Genomic DNA, 16,844 nt, shown 5'->3' with positions numbered 1-16,844 from the left:
CTGCCAGACCCTCCGAAGAACAACGGAGCAGTTGACAAGGAGAACCATGAGACACCCCTGGCCTGCCCTGCTCCTCCCGCTCACGCTCGCTGCCTGCACCGCCCCAGGAACGGTACCCACGCCGGAGAGCTTCAGGGCACAGGCCCTGTCTCCAGGTCAGTCCAGCGTGCTGGATTACATCAAGAGCATTTCCGGCAAGTACACGGTCGCCGGCCAGCACAACAAAGAACCCAACAGTGACCCCACCAGATGGACACGGTACGTGCAAAGTACGACGGGCAGGACGCCCGGGTTGTGGGGCGGAGACTTCCTGTTCCGCCAGGCGGACATTGACCACCGCTCGACCATGATCAACGAAGCCAAAAACCAGTTCAGGAGTGGCGCCGTGGTTGCTCTGACCTGGCATGCGTGCCCGCCCACGGTGGCGGAACCCTGCGACTGGAACACCGACGGTGTTCTGGCGAAACTGACGGACACCCAATGGAATCAGCTCGTCACGCCAGGCACCGCTCTGCACAATGCCTGGCTCGCCCGACTGGATAAACTCGTGCCTTACCTGCAGGACCTCAGGAACAGCGGCGTACAGGCGCTGTTCCGGCCCGTCCATGAGATGAACGATGGCTGGTCCTGGTGGGGGGGCCGGCCGGGCGTCAGCGGCAGCAGAAAGCTCTACCAGATCACGTATGACCACCTGGTGAACACCAGGGGCATCACCAACCTGATCTGGGTGTGGAACGTCAAGGACGTGGGCATGGATCGACTGTCGGACTACTGGCCCGGAGCAGCGTACGTGGACGTCGTCTCCGTGGACATGTGGTACAAGGACTTTCCCACCACCACGGAGTACAACCAGATGCTGACCCTTGCCGGGACCAAGCCGATCGCTCTGGCGGAAGTGGGCAAGGTGCCGACGCCCGCTCAACTTGCCTCACAGCCACGGTGGGCGTGGTTCATGACCTGGGCCGAGTACGTGCAGGACGACAACACACCGTCGGCCCTCACCTGGGTTGCGCTGGTGTCACGGCGCGCCCTCGCGTTCGTTCCTGCGCACCTCGCGGACGGCCCGGCCCGGGCCGCATCGTGGCCGCGGAAAGGCCGGGTCCAGCAGGGTCAGTCCAGCTGCCACACCCAGAGCCGTGAGCAGGCACAGGGACACGCTGTACGCGCCTGTCCAGGTCAGCAGCAGCCCTACCCCGAACGGCGTGAGGGCCTGGGCGAGGTTGACCGGCCGCGCCATGCGCCCGTTCGCTGCCCCGAACACCGCGGCCGGGTACCCCCGCGCCAGGAGTTCTGCGCGTGCCAGCGTCAGGGCGCCACTGGCCAGGCCGAACGCCACGATGCCCAGCACGAGGACAGGCGGGTGCTGGGGCCAGAGCAGCAGCGCGGTGCCGGCCGCCAGTTGCATGAACAGACCGGTGGTCAGGCGCAGGGCGCCGAGCCGGGTCAGCAGGGGCACGAACGCCACCCGGCCCGGCAGCGCGGCCAGGCCCAGCAGGCCGGTGAGTCCCGCCGCCAGGGCCGCTGAGTACCCTGAGGCCAGCAGCAGCGGCGCGAGTTGCAGGCCGACACCGACGGTCACGACGCGCGCCAGGGTGAAAGCCAGCGTGAGCCGCCGGAAGGAAGGGTCAGGGCGGAACGACGCGGGCGGCGCACCTGCCGGCGGCCGCGCCGGTCGAGGAGGCAGGGCGGCCCAGGTCAGTCCGGCGACCAGCATCAGCCCGGTTGCCAGGCCCAGCAGCGTGCCCTGCAGGCCCCACGCGCCCAGCAGCGCGGTCGTGAGCGGGACGAACATGGTGCTGGCCAGGCCGGCGACCAGGGTGATGGTCAGGGTCGCGCGTGTGCGCGCCTCGCCCTGCACCTGCTGTCCAAGGACGGTGAAGGCCGCCTCGTAGAACGTCAGGGCCATCGCGGCGCCCGCCAGCAGCCACCCGAGGACAAAGAGTGGATAGCTGGCGGTGAGGGCCAGCAGGGTGAAGGCCGCGGCGGCGCAGAGGGCCCCCAGGCTCAGCAGGCTCCGGCCGCCGCGCGCATCGAGCGCGCGGCCGACCGCCGGGGCGGTGAAGGCCGTGACCAGCAGCGCGAGAGTGAAGGCGAAGTTCGTCTGGGCGCGCGTCCAGCCGCGCTCGTGTTCCGTTGCCAGGGCCAGGAGGGGCTGGGCGTAATACAGGGCCCCGTACCCGACGGTCGTCAATGCGGCCAGCGCCCACACGAAGGGACGCTGGCCAGCGGGGCGGTGGGTCATCAGCCCAGCGAGATGGGGGCCTGCGGGGTGCAGCAGCCGCTTTCCGGCGCGCAGCCTTCGTCCGTACCGGCCGCGGGGGCGCCGCAGCTGTCCCCGGCCTTGCACTGCACGCCTGGGGTCCGCAGGTGCACGATGATCCGGTCGGGCTGGGTTTCGACGTGCGTGACGTGGTACTGCATGGCTGGGGTGCTGGCGTTTCCGTACTCGAAGCGGACCTCAGCGTCCTCGCGTACTGGGATGTGCTTGACCACGCGGTCGTAGATGGCCAGGAACTTCCGGTTGGTCATGAACCCGGCCGCCGCTTCTTCAGCGCTGCCGTCCATCAGTTGAATCACTGTCTCGCGCCAGGCGCTGGCTTTGCCGCCGCAGTCCATGGCTTCGATGGTGACGGCCTTGACCTCAGTGACGTGGTACCCGGGGGGCACCAGGGTTTCGCCGTGCAGTTGGAACACCAGGGGCCGCTGGGGCAGTGCACGCAGGTTGGCAAGCAGGGCGGCGGTGATGGTCTGGTCGGTGAGGCCGGGAATCGTCTGGGTCATGGCAGTCTCCTGATTGAAGAACTTGGATGCGTGTGGGCAGAAAATCAGCAGGTGGAACAGCGGGTCTGCGTCGCCGGAAGCTGGAGCGTCACCGGTGGGCGGGGGAGAGGCGCCGACGGCCGGGCGAGGCGGGCAGCGCGCTGTTGCTCGGCTGCGCGCCGCAGGTCCTGGTGATGGGCGAGGGTCAGGAAATGAAGGGTCATGGGGTTCATACAGCCTCCTTGTTAACCTGGGGCACGGCGGCCAGCAGGCGGTTCAGTGCGGTCTGAGCGATGAGTAGACCCTGAGCGCTCAGGGTGTAGTAGGTCCATTTACTGCGTTTCTCACTCAGCACCAGGCCGGCATCAACCAGGAGTTTCATGTGGTGGCTGGTGGTGGGCTGGCTGAGGCCAAGTCGTTCCTGAACGTCGCAGGTGCAGACGCCCTGCCCGGTCGAGCAGCAGCCGGCGTCCGCAGTGGCCAGGAAGTGCAGGGCCTTGAGGCGGTGCACGTCACCCAGGGCTTTGAACACCGCTGCTGTTCCATCGAAATCCATGGATGGATCATAGGCTTCCCATCGAGAAATGTCAATGGATCTTCCGGTTCTCTTCTGCGGGAGCCCGTCGTGTTCACGGTGAAGACACAGAGCGGTGAATGAGGGGCCGGTGATCACGCCGAGGGGCCACGCCGCCTGCCACGACAGAGCGGCGCTCTCCTGGGGGCCAGTCCGGCTTTTTGTTCCTGCGCTTGGGAAGCTGGGACCTCCAGTTGCTTGAGGAAGACCGCGGGCTTCCACAGGCGCCACAGGTTCTGCCCCTGACCTCCGACCCCCGAACAAAGTGCAGATGACGCACCCGAATGGTGCGCCCCCGTGGCGAGCAACCCCCGGAATGGTCCCTGATGGATGCCAGTCATCACGGGGTTCACGTCAACCCCGTCCCCTTATGCAAGCAGGGGCTCAAATTCAAAGTGCAGCTCAGGCAACGCGGTGCGCAGCGTGGGCATCACGGCATTGAGGTGAGAAGGCCATCCGGTATTGTGCCGGCACACAGCGCTTTATTGTCTGTGTCACTGCCCAGTCTCGCCGATGGCTTGACGGCCCACGGCGCGGGAGTCCCCCATGCGCCGAGACCACCTCCCCGACTTGCCTGCCGATCTGCCTGTCCATGCGGATGACGGCGCCGCCCAGCACTTGACCGGGACGGGTCCTCCCCCAAGCGCCCTGCACGTCACTGACGGCCGGAAGGTGCGCGCTGGCCAGATCGGCAGGCCACGCACGGTCATGTCCGCCTCCCCACCGACAGGCTGTCCCCATGACGACGCCGTGGAGGGGACAACGGCCTGAGGTGCGGGAGTTGGGAGTGGCGCTCGACGGTCTGAGCACGCAGGACCCGGTGTATCCGCAGGAGATGAAACCGCGTTCGCCTCTGCCGTTTCCGGTGCCGAGTGACGACCACCAGGACCTCACCCAAGCACTGTCCCTGCCGAACTTCAGCGTGCAGGGCGTGACGTTGCTCAGGCGCTTGACACTCTTCGTGCGAGACGGGCAGGGCGAACACACCATGCAGCCGGTTTTTTCACCACACCGACCTGTGCGTCAGGGGGTGGCGCAACACAAGGCGGAACACAGGGGACCCAATAAACTCGCGGGCACGCTGCACACTGAAACGGAAAGTCAAGGTCTGAGGGGTGCCCGCGGCTTTCAAGCCCAGCGTTTATGAACGTCAGCCCGGAGGTGCGTCCGTGCCCAGTCAGCGCCGTGAGATGGACCGTCAGGCCCCGGCAGCAGTGGGGTGTGGAGGACTGGCGTGACGTCCTTCGACAATTTCCATGCGGTTCCCCCAAGGGTCCGAGAGGTAGATGCGGCGCAGAGGGAGGCGGACATCCAGGCTCCACACCACCCCGAACTCTTCTGCGCGAGCAAGGACGACGTCCAGATCGTCGCAGAACAGGCACACATGGCCCTTCTCACTGGGGATGAACGCCTCTGCCACACCGGTATGAATCTGCCGGCCATCGGGCAGACCGAACCAGACTCCGCCATTCGCCCGCAGGACGTCCGGTTTCTGCACCTCAGGCAGCCCCAGAAAAGCGCTGAAGAAAGCGCGGGCTTGCTGCTCATGTCCCTGAGGAGCATTTACCTGCACATGGTCGATCCCCCGAATCATGGGTCGATCTTAGGCGCGTCCTGGGCGTGAATACGCTTCTCCCTCAGGGACACTCCCTGCGGAGGGGAGAACAGTGTCTGGAGCCGGACCCACGACGTGACCAACAGGTCCTCAAGACGTGGGCCCAGACGCGGGTTCCGGCGGCGCTGACCGGGGCGCAGGCCCCCGGGCACCTGGGGTGCTGCGCAGCGGCCCCCATCGCGCGGCGATGTCAGCAGGGCAGGGTCCTTGCTCGACTGTGGGGGCCGGCTCCTGAGGGCGCCTCTCAAAAGCCCGGGCAGGCAGACAGTCGTACAGGCCGCGGGATGGGGAAGCGCTTCCTCTGCCCTGAGGGCTGCGGGTGGGGCGGCGCCTGAACGGTGGGAAAACGGTCAGCCAGGACAATGAAAGCTGTCAAGACCGGACAGCGTCTGCTGCCCTGGAGCATGGATGTGTCTGAGGAAAAGATAAAAACCTCACATCTGTACCCATTGGGCGTGAGAACTATCATTCCGGGGTGAGTGCCTGCACCGCCATATGCGGTGGCAGGTGATTTTTTGGCCTTTCATCTTCTCAGGAGTTGTCATGAACCTGTTCCCCCATTCGTTTTCCCGGACCGCCTGTCTGCTGCTGCCTCTGGCGCTGGGAGCCTGTAGCGCGCCCCGGACGCCGACCAACCAAACCAGCCTGGAACTCCCCGCCGTGACGCCGGCCGATGGACTGGCCGCCTATACCCTTACCCTGACCAATCCGGGGCGCGGCGCCCTGAGCGCCCAATCGACGCCCAGCGTCGCCCTGCAGTCCGCCGGGCCGTCGGTGGGCGCCCAGAGCGCCGTGCGACTGCGCAGCAGCGCCGCCGGATTTCACGACGACATCGCCGCCAACCGCCGCTATCTCTGGACCACCTTTGAAGTGGTCAACGAGACCCGCGCCGCGCTGGACAACCTCACCCTCGTGGCGTACGCCCGTGCCGGCCAGAGTATCGGTGGCACTGCCCTGACCGCCCTGACCGGAACACAGGGTGAACCGGCGGCGCGTGAACTGGTGGCCCGCAACATCCGGCCCGGCGATTTCCTGCCGTCGCTGCCCGCCCCGGTCAACAGCTTCGGCTTTGCCGGTCTGCGCCCGGAGGAAGCCCAGGGGCTGGAACGGGCCGCGCAGCGCCGAGGCCTGCTGGAGCCTGGAGACGACGTCCTGGAGTACGGCTTCAGTGTGAGCACTCCCGCCACCGGGTCCCAGACCCTGCGTCCTGGTGCGCGGGGCACGGTCACGGTCGTGTTGAAACTCCCGTTGATTGATGCGCGCGCACCGGAGCAGTTCAGTCTCAGCCTGTTGCTGGCCACTGCCGGCACCGAACGGGTGACCCGGCTGATCGGCGAACCCACCGCGCAGGCGGCCGAGCGGGCCCGTGCCAGTGGCGCTCAGGAGCTGGCCCTGATTGGTCCCGACCGTGACCTGGCGCCCCGGAAGCTACGGACGGTGCGGCTGTCCAACATTCGCCTCAGCGGTGGCGCCACCCCCATCCACCTGCTGGATCCACTGGAGCCGCTCACCGGTTGTCTGCAGAATCTCTCCCCCCAGGCCGCCAATCCCCAGGGCACGGCCGGGCCACTGGTCACCTTCCTGAGTGACGACGGCACGGCCGCCGACCTGGAACGACTGCTGCCCCTGTTTCAGGAGAAGGGCGCGGTCATGACGGCGGCCGTCGCCAGTCAGAACATGATGTCGGGTGACGCCTACTTCGCTTCGGCTGAGCAGATCCGCGCCCTGCAACGTGCCGGTTGGGAAATTGCCAACCACAGCCGCACCCACGCGGACCTGACCACGCTGACGGACACAGAACTGGACGCCGAAATTGAAGGGGCGCGGCGCGAACTGGAAGCGCAGGGCCTGAAGGTCACCAACTTCGTCTACCCCTATGGTCAGCAGGATCAGCGCGTGCGGAAAATCGTGTGCAAGAGCCACCGGACGGCGTTTGTGGACCGGGGCGGGGTCAACCCCCTGCCCATGAACACCAACTACCGGATCACCCGCGTGGCGTTGGGCTCCTGGACCGACGCCGGCCAGAACACCCTGGAGGCCTACAAGACCGCCGTGGACGCTGCCCAGGCCAAAGGGGGCTGGCTGGTCTTTATGCTGCATCCCGGCAACCACGAGCAGCATGACGCCACCCAGCAGGCCTACCTCGCGCAGACCATCGACTACATCAAAGGCAGGAACATCCCGATTGTGACGGCGGCCGAGGCCGTCCGCCGCTTGAGCTCGCCCTAACACGGTCAGCTCACTTGAGCTTCTAACTACGGTTCCCTTTCAGAGCCCCCAGGTCGCGATGATCTCTATAAGAAATGGTTCTGACGAGTTGTTGAGGTAGGGTAGCGCGGGGTTGAGTGGTCAGAAGCTTCCCGGCTCCCGGTTCCCCCTTGCAGTCATCGGCTATGCCGTGTGGCTCTCCCACCGCTTCACTCTCAGTGACCGTGATGTCGAAGAACTCCTGCTTGAGCGGGGCATCGCTGTCACCCGTGAGTCGATCCGGACCTGGTGGATCAATTTCAGCGACGTTTTCGCTCAGGAACGCCGCCACCGGGAACCCCGCCGGGATTCCCGGTGGCACCTCGACGAAATGCACGTGGACATTTGTGGGGTCAACGCTGGCGGTGGCGGGCGATTGATGAACACGGCGCCGTGTTGGACGTCTTCTTGCCACAATACCGTGATACCGAGGCTGCCCGCTCGTTCTTTCAGCGGTTGTTAGAAAAGGACGACGTGCCGGAGGTCATTCACACTGACAAGTTGTGGAGCGACGGTGCGGCGAAACGGGAACGCCCCGTGCTCCACTCCGTGGAGCACGTACAAGTTGTTTCGACCGCTCGCTGGAACAACCTCGTCGAGCAGTCTCCTCGTCCTCCCCGACGACAGGAACGACAACAACGCGGATTCCGCTCCCGAAAACGAGCTCAAGGGTGTCTCGACCTGCACGCTCGGATCGCGAATCTTCATCATCCTGCCCGCTCCACCGTTCCCGCCCGTTCCCGTCACCAGCATCACCAAGCTGCCTTCACCACCGGGCGAGAGACCGTGCAGCAAGCGGCCTGAACTTCAGGCCGCTTGCCTTCATGACGCTCCGCTGCTCTCGTAACAACTAACAACTTGCCACAACCGGGTGAGACGCACGCGAGGGTGATGATCCGGTACAGGCCGGACGCGGCGACGGGCCGCGCGAACAGCCGGACGTGAATGCCGATGACCACCACCCGCTCACCGGGCGCGGCGTCCGCGAAGAGACGGGCGAGGTCCTCGCGGTCCTTGACCGGGTTCCGCTGGCGCAGCAGCGTCGCCTGACGGGACGGCAGCGTGCGGTCCCCCGCAGCGTGAACGCCAGCACGCACGTTACGTCCGTCCGGGGACAGGCCATGACGACCTCCACCGCCTCGCGGGCCCTGAGGGTCTCACGTTCAGCGCCTGGAGTTCCAGGTGCGCGCGGCGCAACTGCGTGACCGGCACGACGTGCCGCAACCCGGCGCCCGCCAGGAAGTACGGCGTCAGCGCGACCGAGGCGAAGGTGAACGCGGCTTCGGGGCGAGGTTCGGACCGTCGGCTGAAGTCGATCATGCCCGCCTGTGGCCGCCCGGCGCGGTGACCGTGCGGTGTGCGGTGGAGTGAGCCGAACGCGACGCGGCGAAGGGGGACGTGACCGGCCCGCCGTCACGCCTCCCAACCCTCACTCCGGGGGGCTGCCCTCCGCGTCCCGCGCGCCCCGCGCGCGGCCCCGTTCGGCGCCCACCTTCAACTGTTCACGCAGCACCTGCGACAGTGCCAGCTGCGCCCCCGCCGCCCCGTCGTCCGGCGCGGCCCGCGTGAAGTCCGGCAGCGAAAAATCCTCGTCCGTTGGCGCCGCCCGCGGGCCGGATCCACACCAGTTGCAGGGGCAGCGGAATGCGGAACCGCAGGTGCGGTCGGGTCAGGGGGCGGGGCCCGCCGCGTCTCCGGTCGGGGCGCTGTCAGCGGACGCGTCTCGTCCTGCGCAGCCCACGTGTCCTGACCGGCCAGCTGGTCGAGCAGGTCATCCGGCACGCCCGCGTCCGACCACGGGTCCGCGTCGATGGGCGTGCCGTCCACCGGCGGGAGATCCCGAGCAACACCCGGCGGCAGGGGGGAGGCGGGTATCGAGACCGGAGCGGGCGCGAAGCTCGCCCCACGCCTGGCCTGAACCTGCAGCGCCGCGGCGCGCAGGGTCATCAGGTCACGGACATCCACACTGGCTTTCATGTCTCCCTCCCCCCGCCCTCCGGCGGGTGTGCGGTCGGGTTACTCCGCCGCGTCCTCCGCTTCAGGGTGCCGGCCCCCGACCAACCATAGCGTGTCCTTTCCGCGCGTCACGGCCACGAACGCCACCGCCGCGTCCCCATCCTCCTCGCCCGCCTCCCCGGCGCCCAGCACCTCATCCGCCTCCAGCAGCGCCACCCGCCGCGCCTCCAGGCCCTTGGCCTTGTGCACCGTGCACAGCCGCACCGCAGGACCACGCGTAACAGGGCGCGCACGTGCGCCATGACCTCCTCCCCCGACGCCCGCGCGCCGCGCCGCTCGGCGAGCCCCCCGACCTCCGCGGCGAACGACGCGACGCACGACAGCAGGTCCACGTCCGCCTCCACCGCCCGGCGCAGCACCTTCCCGCGCAGGCCCGACTCGTAGTGCGCCTGCAGCAGACTCATGCCATACTCGTGCAGGCGACCCTCGACGTCATCCGGCGCGAACGAGTACGCGAAGCAGCGCCGCACGTGCCCCTCCATCGCCCTCACGATGTCATGCCCCAGCACTTCCACCGGCACGCCCTCCTGCGCGAGCCTCATGGCCATGCTCAGCATCGGCGCGTTCTTCCGGCAGATCACCAGGTCCCCGGGACGCAACTCGGGCAGCACCTCGTCCTCCGTCACGCGCAACACCGCACCCGCCGCCGAGCCCGGCGCCGCCTCGATCCCGTCACTGAAGCGCGCAGCCAACGCCACGTGCGAGGACGGGCAACGGAACGTCACGGTCAGCGGCAACGTCACCGCGTCGAAGATTTCAGCGGCGCGGCCCAGGCCGCCCTTGTCCGCGCCGCTGAAGCCGTAGATCGCCTGACTGTCATCACCCACGAAGATCACGCGGCCCCGGCAGCCCACGACGTGCCGGACCAGGCGGTGCTGCAGGCGCGAGAAGTCCTGCGCTTCATCCACGAGCGCCACGTCCAGCGACTCGAACCTGTACCCCAACTTCAGGGGCAGGTACAGCATGTCGTCATAGTCAAAGTGTCCGCGCGTCCGGAAGTCCGACAGCGCCCGTTCCTGCACCGCGCGCACCGCACCCACCACGTCCAACCGTTCTGGGAATTTGAGCTCCTGCTCCGCCGCCAGTGAGAGGACCGCGTCGGCCGAGTTCGCGATGTGCACCATCGACAGACGCACCAGGGACATCAGCGACTTCGCCACGCCCTGCGAGTACGCCCCCGCTTCCTTCAGGATCGCCTTGACGATGTTCAGTCGCTTCCACTCCACGAACACCGCATGCACCGGGCAGTGCTCCTCCACCAGCCGCCGACCGAACGCGTGGAAGGTCGACACGAGCACGTCACCCGGAAGGGCCGCGCGCAACTCCTGCGCGATGGACTTGTTCAGCGCGAACGCCCCGATCGTCAGACCACCCGGCAGCACCTGCGCGAACGTACGCAGCACCGTCGACTTCCCACTCCCCGCCGTCGCCACGACCATCACGTTCCGCGCCGAATTCACCACGTGATGCACCACGTTCAACTGCTGCGGCGTGAAGCGCTCCAGCGCCGCGCGCACCTGACCCGCCTCCACCCCCGGCCGCAACGAACGCAGCACCGCCGACGCGTCGAACGGCACGCCGCCCAACACCCCCGCGTGCACGTCACCCGCCGCGAACAACACGCCCTGCTCCGCTGTCACTGTCATGCCTCCCTGGGCCACGCGCCAGCGCGGTGAGGCATTGGGTCATCGCCCGCGTCCCGGACCGGTACCCGAGGGTGAGCGAGCGTCGAGTGACCCACGCGGTCGTCACGTGCAGACCACTCCGGTGAAGGTCACTGACCCGCGCTCCGGTTGAGTGACCCGAGTCGTCACTGCACGGCTGATGACCTGACCCGGACACTCCAGGGAACGTCCATCCGCCGCGCCTCCCGACCCGTGCTCCCTGCTCGCAGATCCCAGTCGTGATCGCCCCGCCGATGACCCCACCCGAGGCACAGAGACGTGACGATCACCCGACCATCCCAGGCCGCAGACCCGAGTCGTCACTGCACAGCCGACGACCTGGCCCGGACACTCCGGGGAGCGTCTGCCGTCCCCCCTGACCCGCGCGCCCCGCTCGCAGATCTGAACCGTCATCGTCCCGCCGATGACTCCACCCGCACGCCCTGGCGAAGAGCCACCGCCCGATATGCCCAGGGCGCAGACCAGCGCCGCTCACGCGCCCCCTGCCCACCCCATCACGACCCGCCGCCGGCACCCACGACCCGCACCGCCTCAGCCCCTGGTGAAGCCCTTACAGACCCACGCAGGACGCGGCAAGATGCCCTGGCTCCCCCCGGGAGCGCCTGAACTCCCTGAGAGTCTGGCGTGTACACTCTAATTGCCGACATGTCTGGGGGTTTGCGCGGGTGGGCAATTTTCTATTCGCCCATCTGTTGCGGGTAAGGGAAAGTATTCGCCAGGATGTGAACGGCCTGTCTGCGACTATTTGCCAACGTATGGGGGAGCAATCTCAGGACTGGTCTGCCCGTGAGCGCGCCCTGCCGCCACGGTCGCCCCCTACATCGGGTGGCAGATCTGTACCCCGGCCGCACGGAGGCGAGGCGCCGGACCGGGCTGGTAAGGACGTCCTCCGTGCGGCACGTGACGGGACAATCAGGCTCATCCCAACCACGACACCGGCCTCCCACATTCGCTGCAAACCGGGCCAACAACCGGCTGAACGAGGCCCCATTCTCACCCTGCTTGCCCGTGTGAGTTTGCCTGGGATTCGGCCTCCTCTGAGCCTCCCCTGGCGGTGAACCGGAGGGGGTGTTCGGTCCTCTGGCCTCTGCTGAATCAACCGGGTTTCAGTGCTGCGCAGGCCCTCTCCACTCCACTTGAAAACGGTGCACCGCCGGGAGGTGTTCACCTCACTCGAACCCTGCGGCGCACGCCTATCCGCGCCCTCGCGTCCCGCGCTCAGGGGTCGTCCTCGGAGCGTTCCGTCTCCCACGTTCCGTAGGTCAGACCGATCGTCCGGCAGGGCCCGCGCCACCCTTGTGCCGGTTGTCTCTGATTCGTTTCAGCGACCCGGCTCACCCCGCTTTCGCGCCTTCATCGTGAGGTGCGGTGGGTCAGTGAACCCCCTTCAGAGGGGTCGCCCCGCGCCCCACGAGACGCGGCCGTGCACCGCTGGGCACGGGCCGTTCGGGACTTCCGGATCACCGGTCCGCAGCGCCCAGGGTCGCTGGTCGTGGCCCACAGGCAGCGGGCCTGACCGGCGAATGAACGGTGCCCGGCGAGGGCGAACGGCATGCGAGCGCCCCTCTCACCACGAGCAGAAGGCGCCTCCAGATGAGACGCCTCCCGATCACATGGCAGTGGTTTACGGGGTGGGCATGCCGCGCCACCATTCGCTCAGAATGACCTGCCCTTTGGCTCCAGGTTCAGCCTGCATGATCCCCTCGACCTTGGCGATCCGCTGGCGGTTGGCCGTGCCCCAGATGGTCTGCAGGTACCCCTGTTGCGCGAAACTTTCGAGCTTCGACTGCACCGTCCGGAGCTTGTACACCCCCGTGTCGTATTCGAAGGCGATTGGCCCGTACAGGCTATGGAAGATGGCGTCCGGCGTGTCCCGCGCCAGCCGCCGCCGGGTGTCCAGCTTGAACGATTCGTTGGCCGGAACGTTCATGACGCGGCGCATCTCCCCGACCCCCGCGTAGTGTCCGAGGACGTTGTCGTCCTGGTACTGCAAGGCGGCGGACGTGAGGTAAAAACGCGTCCTGACTTCCAGGCCCGCCCGGCTGTGCACGGGGTGCATGATCGCCTCGACGTACGGCACATTCTTGAGGTCATCCGGGTGCAGCATGTAATGCCGGTACAGCTGCTCGGCGCTGATGACCCGGTCGGTCTCCAGGTCAGTTCTGAACCGGTCGATGCGGTCCGCGCGCCGCTCCCGGAGGACTTCCAGCGTCTGCTCCGGGAAGAGGTCCGGATGCTTACGCACCACCAGATCTTCCAGCAGGGCTGTGCTGGCCGGACCGGCGTACGCGTCATCGAATGTGGGTCTGAACGCCGTGCGTTTGAGCCGCTCGCCCGTGCCTCCGGGCACGTGGTGCAGCAGCGTGAACATGGAGGCGTGCTTCTGCGCGAGGCCGCGCCCCCGGGTCGGAGAGGGGGTGAACAGAATGACCCGGAAGTGGTGGGCGAGGGCGGAGGATTTCAGGCGGGTGATCGTCCGGTCAATCGTCGTTCGGGTGACCCCACCGCCCGACATGGTCCCGCCGACCAGCGCCACGCCCTGTGGCGTGAGCCGTTCAAAGAGTTCCATCTTTCCGGCGTACTGTTCAAGACCTCGGGTGGTTCGCTCGTCCGTCTGCTCGAACCCGTAGTCCTCCATGCACAGGCGGATGTACGCCCGGTCGAGGTTGCGCTGCGGGGCGATGTGGGTGCTTGAAGCGTCTCTCAGGACGAGCCGGCGGCCGGTGACGGAGAGCATGTGAAGGGGGCCGATGACGGTGTGGACCGGAAGGAGCAGGCCCGCTTTGAGGATCGCGCCCTGCCTCGGACACTTCGCCTTGAGTTCCTTGTCCGTCCACGCGCCGTCGTACTCGTAGAGCTCCCGGAGGGGGGCTTTCTCGGCTTCAGAGAGCGCGAGTTCGGTGCGGATCTTCTGGATGATGGCGGGGGGTCGGCCCATGGGTACTGGCCTCCTTGCGGCGGCAGGGGAGACCCGTGACTGGATCTCCCGTATGCGCTCAGGGGTGGTTTTACTTGGTGGCGTCGAGCGTGGTCGTGGCCTTGGCCTGCGGCGCTGGGGGTTTCGTGCCGGCCTTCGACTTGCTGGCGGTAGGCTTGGTGCCCTTGGCCTGAGGTGCGGCCGGGGTCTGGACGCGCTGCCCGGCGACCGTCTTGCGGATGGCGGAGAGGCGCGCGAAATCCAGTTCTCCGTTTTCGATCTGCTGCTGCGTGATCTGGATGGGTGCGCCGTTCTGGATGAGTAGGTACCGGCTCTCGTTGACCTGCGTCGCCAGCCAGGCGCGCAGTTCCGGCGTGTCGAGCAGCAGGTCGTCCTGGCCTTCGTGCGTGGCGTTCTGACCCTGCGCGTCGAGGTAATGGAGGGTGAAGGTGTCGCGGAGTGTGGCGGCTGCGATCACCCCCTTATGCACGGCCCGCTCGAACTCCTGCAGGGGCTTGATGCGGTCCTCCTTGGCGAGCGATTCAAGTAGGGCGCTCCAGCGGATGAGGGCGGGCGCCGGTGCCGGTGCTGGTCCGAGGTGCTCAAGCGCGGACGTGATGTCACCTGCTTTCAGAGTGAGCGGCTGCTGATCGGTCGGTGGGTTCGCGAGCGGTTGCTGATCGGTTGGTGGGTTGATGTCGTTCATGCTGATGACCTCCTGGCACTGAGCGGCGGCCTTCCGGTGGGGGCTGCGCGGGTCTCGCCGAGTGTCCGTGCAGGTTGGGTTTGGAGGCAACCCGTGTCGGCGTGGGACGCGGGCGTGGGCGGAAAACGAAACAAGCCGGGCGGGTGCGCCGGCTTGTTCAGCGGGGTGTCGTGTGCCGTGCTCAGCTGGCGTGACTCAATCCGGAGGTCTGGAATTCCGGCCAGTTGCCTACCCTCGTGCTCTCGGCAGGTTCACCGTTCAGGAGTCTGCGGACCTGCTCGTCCAGGTTCGTGATGACCTTGTATTTCCCTTTGCCGTGCACCTCGATGGCCGTGTCGAAACACGCGGTGCTGCGTTTGCGGTACTCGCCGGTCCGCTGGTCCTCGGTGACGCCCAGCAGGGGGCACAGGTCGAGGTTGTTCTTCACGTCTTCGAGGACGGAGCCGTGCACGGTGGCGATCGCGGTGACCCCGGCGCGCGAGGCGTTCATGAGCAGCTGCACGTCGCCGTTGTAGCCCACTTCGTCCATCAGCACTTCGGACGGGCCCTGGTTGCGGATTCCGCGCTTGAGTTTCGGGGCCTGCTCCAGCGGGTCACCCACCTTCACCCGCCGGGAGTGGCGCATCATGCGGTGCGGCACGTCCCCGTCCCCGGTGATTTCGTTGGAGCTGTCGATGATGTACAGGCCCGCGCCCAGGACCTCGCCCCGGATGCGGCCGATGTCCCGCAGCAAGGTCGTCTTCCCGACCGCGGGCGGGCCGATCACGAGGATGCCTTTGGCCTGCTCGATGTACTCCCGCAGGGGTTCGGCGACGCCCATGATGACCCGCGCGACGCGAATGATGATCTTGTCCACGAGGCCTTCTTCGTTGAATTCACCGGACACGCGGTGCAGGGTGCCGTTGATGCCGCGGCGCCCGTCGTCCCGGAAGTTCCCCACCTGGTTCGTCACGAACCGCGGGTTGCGGCCGGTGATCGGGACGGGGTACTCGATGCGCAGGCCGTCCATTTTCACCATGAGGTGCTGGCCCCGGTCGAGGGCGATCTCCTCCAGGACGTCAATGCGGGATTCGACGATGTCCCGGATGTGGATGGGCAGGACGTTGAGGGCCGCTTCGTACTCTTCGGGTGAGGTGATGTCGGTGGGCAGCATGGGGTCTCCTGTGACGTTCAGGGCCGCCTCGGCGCGCGGGTCACGGCGCGCCGGGCGGCCTCCGGTGGGGCTCAGGTGCTGGGGCGGATGACGGTGATGCCATTGCCACTGCCCGCGTCGGCTCTGCGGATCACCAGGGTGGTGACCTGGCTCGACCAGCAGGGCCACGCTGACCGGTCCGTCATCAGTGTCAAAGGGCAGGTCAACTCCCGCACCCGCACCGCCGCCCTGCCCTGGGCCGACCTGACCGATCAACCGCTTGAAGCCGAACTCAGCGCCGCCCTCGGCCGACCGGTCATCGTCGAGAACGACGCCAACCTCGCGGCGTGGCAAGCCTGGCACCCCCTGAACCTCACGCCGGATGACCCCCTGGTGTTCCTGAATTCCGAGTTCGGACTCGGCCTGGGCCTGATGCTCGGCGGTCAGCTCTACCACTGCGCCACCGGCGAACTCAGCTACGCCGCCGACCCGGCCAAACGCCGCCGCCACGACCTCGCGCTCCACCGCCTGCTCGGCCACCTGCGCGGCGTCGACCCGGAGACCGACATCATCACCGTCGCGGCCCTGGCCGCGGGCGGCCACACCCCAGTCAAACGCGCCCTGCGCGCCTACACGACCGACCTGGCCAACCACCTCACCTCGGCCGTAACGATCCTCAACCCCGCCGCGCTGGTCCTCCAGGACCTTCCCCCCGCGTCAGAACGGCTGCGCAGGGAAGTCACGCGTGCCCTTACGGAACTCGGCCTGCCCACCCGGGCCGTCATCAGCCCGCTCGGTCTGCTGGGTGGCCTCGACAGCGCCGCCCGCTACGGCGTCGCCTGGCTGGAGCGGGCCCACCTCTCGGCGGCCAGTGACTTTCCCGCCCCCCGCTGACGCCGGCGCCCTCCCAGGACCCGCCGGCGCGCCCTTAAAACACCGCCGGGAAGCCGCGCCCGCACTGACCCGGACCCCATGCCCGACCCCTCCGGCATTCCCCCCGCCACCGCACCGTAGAGGTTCTGGACGTCCTGGAGGAGATCGACCGGCAGGTTCCATCGGAACTCGCAGTGCACCACACCTGGTTCCTGATCGTCTCTGTCGCCCGCCGTCCCGTGCACACAGCCCCCGGCGGCCTGCTAACGCCCGCATAACTGGACAGCTCCTGTGCCGACCCGGCGCCAACAGCTACACT

At 67.4% G+C, this 16,844-nt stretch carries 14 protein-coding genes and 3 pseudogenes; 5 read left to right on the top strand and 12 right to left on the bottom strand.

Annotated features, from left to right (window positions below):
* Positions 1-46 precede the first annotated feature (46 nt).
* A pseudogene (locus LAJ19_RS16850) lies at positions 47-970 on the top strand (glycoside hydrolase family 26 protein); the annotation flags it as partial.
* A 48-nt stretch (positions 971-1,018) separates the two neighbouring features.
* On the opposite strand, the gene LAJ19_RS16845 reads toward LAJ19_RS16850, so the two are convergent.
* Genes LAJ19_RS16845 through LAJ19_RS16830 form a run of 4 tightly spaced genes read right to left on the bottom strand, consistent with a single transcriptional unit; the run spans position 1,019 to position 3,316 of the window.
* Positions 1,019-2,242 carry an MFS transporter gene (locus LAJ19_RS16845; RefSeq protein WP_225523657.1) on the bottom strand — a complete coding sequence of 408 codons (1,224 nt, stop codon included), beginning with the start codon at positions 2,240-2,242 and terminating at the stop codon, positions 1,019-1,021.
* Positions 2,242-2,781, bottom strand: coding sequence for a DUF6428 family protein (locus tag LAJ19_RS16840; RefSeq protein ID WP_225523656.1), 540 nt, complete (start codon positions 2,779-2,781; stop codon positions 2,242-2,244). Before LAJ19_RS16840 ends, LAJ19_RS16845 begins: the two co-directional genes overlap by 1 nt.
* Before the next feature lie 44 nt (positions 2,782-2,825).
* Entirely contained in the window at positions 2,826-2,984 is a 159-nt protein-coding gene (locus LAJ19_RS16835; RefSeq protein WP_225523655.1) for a hypothetical protein, read from the bottom strand.
* A gap of 5 nt (positions 2,985-2,989) precedes the next feature.
* On the bottom strand, positions 2,990-3,316 hold the full coding sequence (locus LAJ19_RS16830) for an ArsR/SmtB family transcription factor (protein ID WP_225523654.1): 327 nt from the start codon (positions 3,314-3,316) through the stop codon (positions 2,990-2,992).
* Between the two features lie 757 nt (positions 3,317-4,073).
* On the opposite strand from LAJ19_RS16830, the gene LAJ19_RS16825 reads away from it, so the two are divergent.
* On the top strand, positions 4,074-4,481 hold the full coding sequence (locus LAJ19_RS16825) for a thioredoxin domain-containing protein (RefSeq protein ID WP_225523653.1): 408 nt from the start codon (positions 4,074-4,076) through the stop codon (positions 4,479-4,481).
* 51 nt (positions 4,482-4,532) lie between these two features.
* Here the strand turns inward: LAJ19_RS16825 and LAJ19_RS16820 are convergent, their stop codons facing one another.
* The gene (locus tag LAJ19_RS16820; protein ID WP_225523652.1) at positions 4,533-4,928 is read right to left on the bottom strand and encodes a VOC family protein; all 396 of its coding nucleotides are present in this window, start codon (positions 4,926-4,928) and stop codon (positions 4,533-4,535) included.
* Positions 4,929-5,492: 564 nt separating this feature from the next.
* On the opposite strand from LAJ19_RS16820, the gene LAJ19_RS16815 reads away from it, so the two are divergent.
* Both LAJ19_RS16815 and LAJ19_RS16810 read left to right on the top strand, forming a co-directional pair.
* Positions 5,493-7,178 carry a polysaccharide deacetylase family protein gene (locus LAJ19_RS16815; RefSeq protein WP_225523651.1) on the top strand — a complete coding sequence of 562 codons (1,686 nt, stop codon included), beginning with the start codon at positions 5,493-5,495 and terminating at the stop codon, positions 7,176-7,178.
* 112 nt (positions 7,179-7,290) lie between these two features.
* Positions 7,291-8,000, top strand: a pseudogene (locus LAJ19_RS16810) (IS6 family transposase).
* Here LAJ19_RS16810 and LAJ19_RS16805 read toward each other — a convergent pair.
* The 7 genes and pseudogenes from LAJ19_RS16805 to LAJ19_RS16775 all read right to left on the bottom strand — a co-directional run bounded on the left by LAJ19_RS16805 (position 7,949) and on the right by LAJ19_RS16775 (position 15,673).
* The gene (locus LAJ19_RS16805; RefSeq protein ID WP_225523650.1) at positions 7,949-8,293 is read right to left on the bottom strand and encodes a hypothetical protein; all 345 of its coding nucleotides are present in this window, start codon (positions 8,291-8,293) and stop codon (positions 7,949-7,951) included. The pseudogene LAJ19_RS16810 and the gene LAJ19_RS16805 overlap by 52 nt on opposite strands.
* Before the next feature lies 1 nt (position 8,294).
* Positions 8,295-8,516, bottom strand: a complete 222-nt coding sequence (locus LAJ19_RS16800; protein WP_225523649.1) for a hypothetical protein — start codon at positions 8,514-8,516, stop codon at positions 8,295-8,297.
* A 696-nt stretch (positions 8,517-9,212) separates the two neighbouring features.
* Positions 9,213-9,368 carry a hypothetical protein gene (locus LAJ19_RS16795; protein ID WP_255639870.1) on the bottom strand — a complete coding sequence of 52 codons (156 nt, stop codon included), beginning with the start codon at positions 9,366-9,368 and terminating at the stop codon, positions 9,213-9,215.
* Between the two features lie 674 nt (positions 9,369-10,042).
* A pseudogene (locus LAJ19_RS16790) lies at positions 10,043-10,651 on the bottom strand (UvrD-helicase domain-containing protein); the annotation flags it as partial.
* 1,870 nt (positions 10,652-12,521) lie between these two features.
* Complete coding sequence (locus tag LAJ19_RS16785) at positions 12,522-13,835, bottom strand: hypothetical protein (protein ID WP_225523647.1); 1,314 nt, start codon at positions 13,833-13,835, stop codon at positions 12,522-12,524.
* 70 nt (positions 13,836-13,905) lie between these two features.
* The gene (locus LAJ19_RS16780) at positions 13,906-14,520 is read right to left on the bottom strand and encodes a hypothetical protein (RefSeq protein ID WP_225523646.1); all 615 of its coding nucleotides are present in this window, start codon (positions 14,518-14,520) and stop codon (positions 13,906-13,908) included.
* Between the two features lie 181 nt (positions 14,521-14,701).
* Positions 14,702-15,673, bottom strand: coding sequence for an AAA family ATPase (locus LAJ19_RS16775; protein ID WP_225523645.1), 972 nt, complete (start codon positions 15,671-15,673; stop codon positions 14,702-14,704).
* Positions 15,674-15,769: 96 nt separating this feature from the next.
* Here LAJ19_RS16775 and LAJ19_RS16770 point away from each other — a divergent pair, with 96 nt between their 5' ends.
* Positions 15,770-16,546 (top strand): ROK family protein, encoded by a 777-nt coding sequence (locus LAJ19_RS16770; protein WP_225523644.1) that lies wholly within the window; start codon positions 15,770-15,772, stop codon positions 16,544-16,546.
* Positions 16,547-16,844: the final 298 nt, after the last annotated feature.

The organism is Deinococcus taeanensis, assembly GCF_020229735.1.
Lineage (GTDB): Bacteria > Deinococcota > Deinococci > Deinococcales > Deinococcaceae > Deinococcus > Deinococcus taeanensis.
The sequence above is the reverse complement of the archived record's forward strand: the minus strand, read 5'-3'. Positions and strand labels throughout refer to the sequence as shown.

What these genes read in the sequence shown, in the direction of transcription:
- LAJ19_RS16785 (WP_225523647.1), bottom strand. Translation starts at nt 13,835, where the DNA reads ATGGGCCGACCCCCCGCCATCATCCAGAAGATCCGCACCGAACTCGCG.
- LAJ19_RS16780 (WP_225523646.1), bottom strand. Translation starts at nt 14,520, where the DNA reads ATGAACGACATCAACCCACCAACCGATCAGCAACCGCTCGCGAACCCA.
- LAJ19_RS16845 (WP_225523657.1), bottom strand. Translation starts at nt 2,242, where the DNA reads ATGACCCACCGCCCCGCTGGCCAGCGTCCCTTCGTGTGGGCGCTGGCC.
- LAJ19_RS16830 (WP_225523654.1), bottom strand. Translation starts at nt 3,316, where the DNA reads ATGGATTTCGATGGAACAGCAGCGGTGTTCAAAGCCCTGGGTGACGTG.
- LAJ19_RS16835 (WP_225523655.1), bottom strand. Translation starts at nt 2,984, where the DNA reads ATGACCCTTCATTTCCTGACCCTCGCCCATCACCAGGACCTGCGGCGC.
- LAJ19_RS16800 (WP_225523649.1), bottom strand. Translation starts at nt 8,516, where the DNA reads ATGATCGACTTCAGCCGACGGTCCGAACCTCGCCCCGAAGCCGCGTTC.
- LAJ19_RS16820 (WP_225523652.1), bottom strand. Translation starts at nt 4,928, where the DNA reads ATGATTCGGGGGATCGACCATGTGCAGGTAAATGCTCCTCAGGGACAT.
- LAJ19_RS16815 (WP_225523651.1), top strand. Translation starts at nt 5,493, where the DNA reads ATGAACCTGTTCCCCCATTCGTTTTCCCGGACCGCCTGTCTGCTGCTG.
- LAJ19_RS16840 (WP_225523656.1), bottom strand. Translation starts at nt 2,781, where the DNA reads ATGACCCAGACGATTCCCGGCCTCACCGACCAGACCATCACCGCCGCC.
- LAJ19_RS16825 (WP_225523653.1), top strand. Translation starts at nt 4,074, where the DNA reads ATGACGACGCCGTGGAGGGGACAACGGCCTGAGGTGCGGGAGTTGGGA.
- LAJ19_RS16775 (WP_225523645.1), bottom strand. Translation starts at nt 15,673, where the DNA reads ATGCTGCCCACCGACATCACCTCACCCGAAGAGTACGAAGCGGCCCTC.
- LAJ19_RS16770 (WP_225523644.1), top strand. Translation starts at nt 15,770, where the DNA reads ATGCCATTGCCACTGCCCGCGTCGGCTCTGCGGATCACCAGGGTGGTG.